General features: G+C 36.0%; 7 protein-coding genes. 5 read left to right on the forward strand and 2 right to left on the reverse strand.

Features of this window, described 5'->3' with window-relative positions:
• The first annotated feature begins 10 nt into the window (after positions 1 to 10).
• Entirely contained in the window at positions 11 to 628 is a 618-nt protein-coding gene (locus tag QQZ16_RS03535) for an NUDIX hydrolase (RefSeq protein WP_284561096.1), read from the forward strand.
• A 113-nt stretch (positions 629 to 741) separates the two neighbouring features.
• Entirely contained in the window at positions 742 to 1,308 is a 567-nt protein-coding gene (locus QQZ16_RS03540) for a nitroreductase family protein (protein WP_284561097.1), read from the forward strand.
• Between the two features lie 44 nt (positions 1,309 to 1,352).
• On the opposite strand, the gene QQZ16_RS03545 is transcribed toward QQZ16_RS03540, so the two are convergent.
• Positions 1,353 to 2,417 (reverse strand): DmpA family aminopeptidase, encoded by a 1,065-nt coding sequence (locus QQZ16_RS03545; protein ID WP_284561098.1) that lies wholly within the window; start codon positions 2,415 to 2,417, stop codon positions 1,353 to 1,355.
• A gap of 136 nt (positions 2,418 to 2,553) precedes the next feature.
• Between QQZ16_RS03545 and QQZ16_RS03550 the strand changes: the two genes are divergently transcribed.
• The 3 genes from QQZ16_RS03550 to murA all read left to right on the forward strand — a co-directional run bounded on the left by QQZ16_RS03550 (position 2,554) and on the right by murA (position 5,486).
• Positions 2,554 to 3,150, forward strand: coding sequence for a DJ-1/PfpI family protein (locus QQZ16_RS03550; RefSeq protein WP_284561099.1), 597 nt, complete (start codon positions 2,554 to 2,556; stop codon positions 3,148 to 3,150).
• Between the two features lie 220 nt (positions 3,151 to 3,370).
• Complete coding sequence (locus tag QQZ16_RS03555) at positions 3,371 to 4,153, forward strand: DeoR/GlpR family DNA-binding transcription regulator (RefSeq protein ID WP_284561100.1); 783 nt, start codon at positions 3,371 to 3,373, stop codon at positions 4,151 to 4,153.
• Between the two features lie 28 nt (positions 4,154 to 4,181).
• A complete protein-coding gene (gene murA / locus QQZ16_RS03560; RefSeq protein ID WP_284561101.1) occupies positions 4,182 to 5,486 on the forward strand; it encodes a UDP-N-acetylglucosamine 1-carboxyvinyltransferase in 1,305 nt (434 codons plus the stop codon).
• Positions 5,487 to 5,698: 212 nt separating this feature from the next.
• Here the strand turns inward: murA and QQZ16_RS03565 are convergent, their stop codons facing one another.
• A complete protein-coding gene (locus tag QQZ16_RS03565) occupies positions 5,699 to 5,854 on the reverse strand; it encodes a hypothetical protein (RefSeq protein WP_284561102.1) in 156 nt (51 codons plus the stop codon).
• Between the last annotated feature and the right edge of the window lie 537 nt (positions 5,855 to 6,391).

Below are 6,391 nucleotides of genomic sequence, written 5' to 3' on the forward strand. Positions count from 1 at the left end.
GAGGCATAGTATGGAACAAAAATGGTTACAGTGGGCAAAGCAACTTCAAGCGATAGCTCAAGCAGGCTTGACGTATTCAAAAGATATATATGATTTAGAACGATTTGAAGAGATTAGAAAAATGAGTATAGAAATGATGTCGGAATATACAAAAGTTGATACGTCAATCATTCGTGAACTTTTTGCAAATGAAACAGGTTATGCTACTCCAAAAGTGGATATCCGAGCAGTGGTTTTTAAAGACGAGAAAATTTTAATGGTAAAAGAAAAAACAGATCAGTCCTGGGCGCTACCAGGAGGATGGGGAGATATTGGGTTAACTCCGGCAGAAGTTGCGGTAAAAGAGGTTCAGGAAGAATCAGGTTTCGATGTGAAAGCTGTTAAGTTAATTGGGGTAATAGACAAGAAGTGCCATCCTCATCCACCTTCTCCATACCATGTATATAAGATGTTTATTCAATGTGAGATTATAGGTGGAGAGGCGAAAGAAGGAATGGAAACAAGTTCCGTGGCTTTTTTTCCGGAAAATGAACTTCCGCGTCTATCCATACCAAGAAATACAGAATCACAAATTTATTTAGCTTTTAAACATTTACATCATCCAGAGGAGACTGCTTATTTAGACTAACCCCTGTTAAAATGAGCATGTAATTATTAAATAGGGAAATCAATTAGTTGATTTGTAATTTTGAAAAAATTAAAATGGAAGGGAACTGAAAAAATTTTTGAGGATGATTATTAATGAACGAAAAAGAAATACAACAATTACGTCAACCAGACCATGAGATTGATCCCATTTTTATCAATCGTTGGTCTCCCCGTTCTTTTTTAAAAAAAGAAGTGCCAGAAGAAGTGTTAATGCGTGTTTTCGAGGCTGCTCGTTGGGCTCCATCTGCTAATAATTCGCAGCCATGGCGGTTTATCCTTGCTCGTACCCAAGCAGAACGTGAACTATTTTATTCATTTATTTTTGAAAGAAACTTAGAGTGGTGCAAAAATGCGCCTGTGTTAGCGGTGCTTATATCAGATAACCAAAATCGGATGGATGCATTTGATAGTGGAACTGCATGGGGATTCTTATCTTTACAGGCAATCAAAGAAGGATTAAAAACACATGCAATTGGTGGCTTTGATAAGGACAAAGCACGAGAAGTATTAAATATTCCAGAAGAGTATAATGTTCAAGTAGCAATTGCCATTGGATATCAAGGAGAGAAGGATGCATTGCCAGAAGATTTTCAAGCACGTGAGCTACCTTCCAATCGTCGTCCGTTAGTCGAAACAATCTTTGAAGGAAAATATAAATAAGAAAAACCAGACGCGGTGTATGAAAACAGGCGTCTGGTTTTTTACTAGTTAAGACTAATTGCATATTTATCGATTAAATCTTTAAGGGCAGGACGCTCATTTCCTTCTCGACCAGTTACATGGGTTGCAGTGATTAAGGAGTTGAGCACTGCTTCTTCTGTTGCCTCACCAACGGCTCTGAAAGCTAAATCAATATCTTCTTCATGGATTGTCGAAACAGGAACGCTTGAAGCTGGCTTTTCGTGAGGTATTTTTGTTGCTGTTGAAAAACCAATGACGATTTCACCACTACCTGTTGTTATGATGGAGCCAGTACGGGAAAGACCAGAAACAGCCCGCTTAATGATGCGGCTTAATTGTCTCTCTGACACTGGAAGGTCTGTCGCAACAATAATAATGACAGAACCTTGATCTTTGTCATTCTTTGCCTGGAGAAGATATTCTTTTAGTTCTTGCCCAATTGGATTCCCCGCTATTGTTAAATCACTTAATATCCCGAAATTAGTTAGAGCGAACACACCAATTGTATATGTCCTATGCTCCATTGTCATTAACCGAGAGGATGTACCAATTCCACCTTTTAATGAATAACAAAGCATTCCTCTCCCAGCACCAACAGAACCTTCTTCAAATTCAATAGATGCATTAGCGATAGCCTCGAAAACATGTTCTTTTGTAATGTTTCGTGCTCTTACGTCATTTAGGAACATATCATTACATTCACAGACAATCGGATTGACGGTTCCAGTCGATCTGCCAATTTCCTCGTTTTGATTTAGCATATATTCAATGAGTGCATCAGCAGTAGTACCAATGCTTAATGTGTTTGTTAAGAGGATAGGTGTTTCAATTGTCCCTAATTCATTGATTTGAATGGTGCCCATCGTTTTGCCGAAACCATTAATCACATGGCTTGCAGCGATTACTTTTTCTTTAAAAACATTTCCTTGATGTGGCAAAATGGCCGTTACACCTGTCTGTATATCACCATTGCTTAATGTAACATGACCAACAGTAACACCCTCAACATCTGTAATGGCATTATTACTGCCCGTTTCTAGTCTACCAACTGTCAACCCGTAATCTCTCACTCTTTTTTGTTGTTTCATTCTATAGCCTGCCTTCCTTTTAGATAGTTTTATTTTTTCAAAAATTAAGAAGGTTATCAAGTTTATTATTAGAATTTACTCCTCTTAATGGGATTATTAGCTATAATGATGAAAGAAAAGATTTAGGGAGGGTAAAATGGAAAATAAACAGTGGAAAGTAGGCATTTTTCTATTTAATGATGTGGAGGTTCTAGACTTTGCAGGTCCATTTGAAGTATTCTCTGTCACGACAAGTGAAGATGGGACGAAACCATTTTCTGTGCATACCATTTCAGAGAACGGACAAATGATACATGCGAGAAATGGCTTGAAGGTGCACCCTGATTTTAGCTTCGAAACGATGCCAACCTTTAATATTTTAATTATTCCAGGAGGGCTTGGGGCAAGAGAGAGCGAAATAAAGAAGGAAAGTGTTATTCATTGGATATCACAGCAAATGGAAGAGGTACAATTTATGACGTCTGTTTGTACTGGTGCATTATTGTTAGCAAAAGCAGGTTTGTTAGATGGAAAAAAAGCAACAACACACTGGGCAAGTCTAGACAGGTTGGAAAACGAGTATCCCGAAGTAAATGTAGTGAAAAACGTTAAATTTGTAGATGAAGGGAATATTATTACTTCAGGAGGGATTTCCGCAGGAATAAATATGTCTTTTCATCTTGGAAAGCGTTTGGTAGGTACTAAATTGATGACAGAAACTGCGAAGCGAATGGAATATGATATCGACCTTTAATAGTGGGAAACATTACAAAAATGATTGCTGTTTTTATGCAGCAATCATTTTTGTATTAGCAAATTCTAGTGGATGCTTTTAAAAAAATAGAACAAATGTTCTGTATGTGCAAAAAACGAATAATACGGAATGAAAATGAAAGAAAAGGAAAAAATAAGATTGACAATACTTAATAAAACGGAATAATATAAATTTATATCTTATTGAGAAAGGGAAGAATATGTTAGCGGAGGAAAGAAGAAAAAGAATTTTAGAAATTATCGAAACAGATGGCAAAGTAATAGCCAAAGATTTAGCAAGTCAATTTGAGATGTCTCTTGATTCGATAAGAAGAGACTTAACGATTATGGAAGAACAAGGCTTGCTTCAAAAAACATATGGTGGTGCTATTCTTCATGGACCAACACCTAAAGTCCGAACAATGCCACAGAAAGAATCAATCAGATATGGAGTAGGTGCTCCACATGAAAATGCTATATCGAAATTAGCAGCTTCCTATATAAAAAAAAATGATACTGTTTTTCTTGGAGGAGCAGGTATTCATTATGGAATGATAAAATATTTGCCAAAGGATATCCCATTTACAATTGTCACTAATTCCTTAAAAATTGCTGAACATATTAGAGCACGAGAAAATATTAGCTCCTATTTAATCGGAGGGAAATTAAGAGAGGATTCATTTGGTAGTATGATAGATTGTCTTGCTATGGAAATGATGCGTAAATTCTCTTTAGATATTTGTTTTTTAACAGGAGGAGGAGTTAATGCGAAAGGAATTAGTACGTCGACTCCTGAAGCCGCAGCATTTGCCCAAACAGTATCAAGTGTTGCCCAAAAAGTAGTATGCCTTGCACCCCATGAAAAAATAGGGCTTGAAATGTTTATGCAATCCATACCAATGGAGGATATAGATATTCTTATCACAGATCTAGGTGCCCCGGAAAAAACAATTCAAGAGATAAAAAAGAAAAGAACGCAAATTATTTTTGCGGATTTACATTGATTAGAATGAGAGGAATAGGAGATTCATAATGAGATGGATGAACATAGAAGGACCTTCTAAGCTAGAAGGTTCCTTAACAGTACCAGGTTCGAAAAATAGCTCACTCGCAATTCTTGCGGCAGCATGCTTAGCTAGTGAACCCGTAATTTTAAAAAACATCCCAAACATCGCAGATTTTGGAGTGCTTCGTCAAATTGGAGATGAAATTGGATGTGTAATGAATCGAGATAGTTTAGGAGACGTCCATATTGACCCGACTAAAATAAATAATACAATAATTGAACCTGAAAAATCTGGTAAATTCAGAACAGCCTATTATTTTATTGGAGCATTACTCGCTAAATTTAAAAAAGTATCACTAGGATATCCAGGCGGAGATGATTTTGTAAGCAGACCTATTGATCAGCATATAAAGTCATTAGAAAAACTAGGAGCATCATTCACTATTTATAAAGATTATTATGAAGTAGAAGCTTCTAAGTTAAAAGGTGCAACAATCTATTTTGATACAATTACTTCAGGGGCGACAATTAATAGTATGCTAGCAGCCGTATTAGCAGAAGGGGAAACTATTCTATTAAATGCCGCAAGAGATCCTGAAGTAACAGATACAGCGTTATTTTTAAATCAAATGGGTGCAAAAATCATCGGTGCAGGTACAGATACAATCAAAATTAAAGGTGTTAAGCAATTAAATGGCTGTACCTACAGCGTTATTCCTGACCGCCTTATTGCAGGAGCATTTCTGATTTCTTCTGGGATTACGGGAGGCACGATTACAGTAAAAGATATTATTCCAGAACATCTTACTTCCTGTATAACGAAATTAAAAGAGATTGGTGTAGGCATTGAAATAAAAGAAAATAATATTACATCCTTTTTAGATGGTCGTATTAGAGCGACAAGAGTAAGAACCGCTATGTTTCCAGGATTTCCTACGGATTTGCAGCAGCCTTTAACCGTATTGCTAACACAAGCGAGTGGGAAAAGTGCGCTTCGGGAAACGGTTTATCCGAATCGATTTAATCATGTATATCAGTTGAATAAAATGGGAGCTAGTATAGAGGTAACAAATGGTGTTGCACATATTAAAGGGAAATCAAATTTACATGGAGCATTAGTTAATGCTTCCGATGTCCGCGCAGGAATATGCCTTATTCTTGCAGGTGTCATCGCAGAAGGAACAACAACGATTACTGGGATTGAACATATAGAACGAGGATACGACAATGCAGTAGCAGCTTTTAATAGTCTAGGAGCAAATATCACTTTACATCATTCTGACGAGATTACAAATGATAGATTGATAGAAGAACTTAAAAAAATTAATTAGTAAAACGAAATTGTATCATCTAATATGTAAATTCCATATAACCGCCAGTTTATCGGCGGTTATATATATTTCAACCTTTTATTTTGGTAATTTATATTGATATTCCACTTCATCCATTGCTTCATTAAATTCTACATATAAGTCGTGCCCATTAAAGTACCAAACATCTGTTTCCTCTACGTAAAAATGAATTCCTTCTGCTTCACTACTTGCTATTGCATCAACAGGTGCCTCGATGGAAAAGCCAAGTTTTCTTGAACGGGACTATTTCCGTAAATCATTGGATAAAAGCGCACATAACTTCCCGTATCTAACCCTACTTCTTCTTTAAACCAAGTTAAAGCAGCTTTGCTAATATGTATGTTCAACGTACAATCCTCCTAAAAAATATTTATAAGTCTCCTCTTTAATTATCTTTTTATTTCAGTATATATACAAGAAAAAAGCTTAAAAACAATCTATATCCCAAAGGAATAGTTCATTTATGGTGACAAATTACGGTACGAACAATAGCGATACATCTAATTAGTTAGTTAACTAAAAACAAGTTGCTTGAATACGGTGTAAAAATAATGAAACCTTTCTCTATAATATTCGTATTAAATAGAGGAAGTATATAAGACGGAGGAGAGGTGGCAGGACCATACATAGAAGTTTATGGAAAAAGTGTGTGCAAAAGAAAAAGAGGAGGGAAGAAGCCAGCGCATCAATAGATATAAAATAATTATTGGGGTATTTTGTCAAAAAAAACATTTTCGTATTCCAATATAATTACTATCTCAACTTTCGCAGAGTGATATCGGCAAATAAGCCTTGATATAATTAGGAAGGCCAGCGATCCACTGTTCAAGTTGACTTTGAATTATTTTTTTGATTTTCTTATTCGTTTGTTTAAGTGCATCTTG

Source organism: Bacillus sp. T2.9-1 (assembly GCF_950097965.1).
GTDB lineage: Bacteria > Bacillota > Bacilli > Bacillales > Cytobacillaceae > Niallia > Niallia hominis.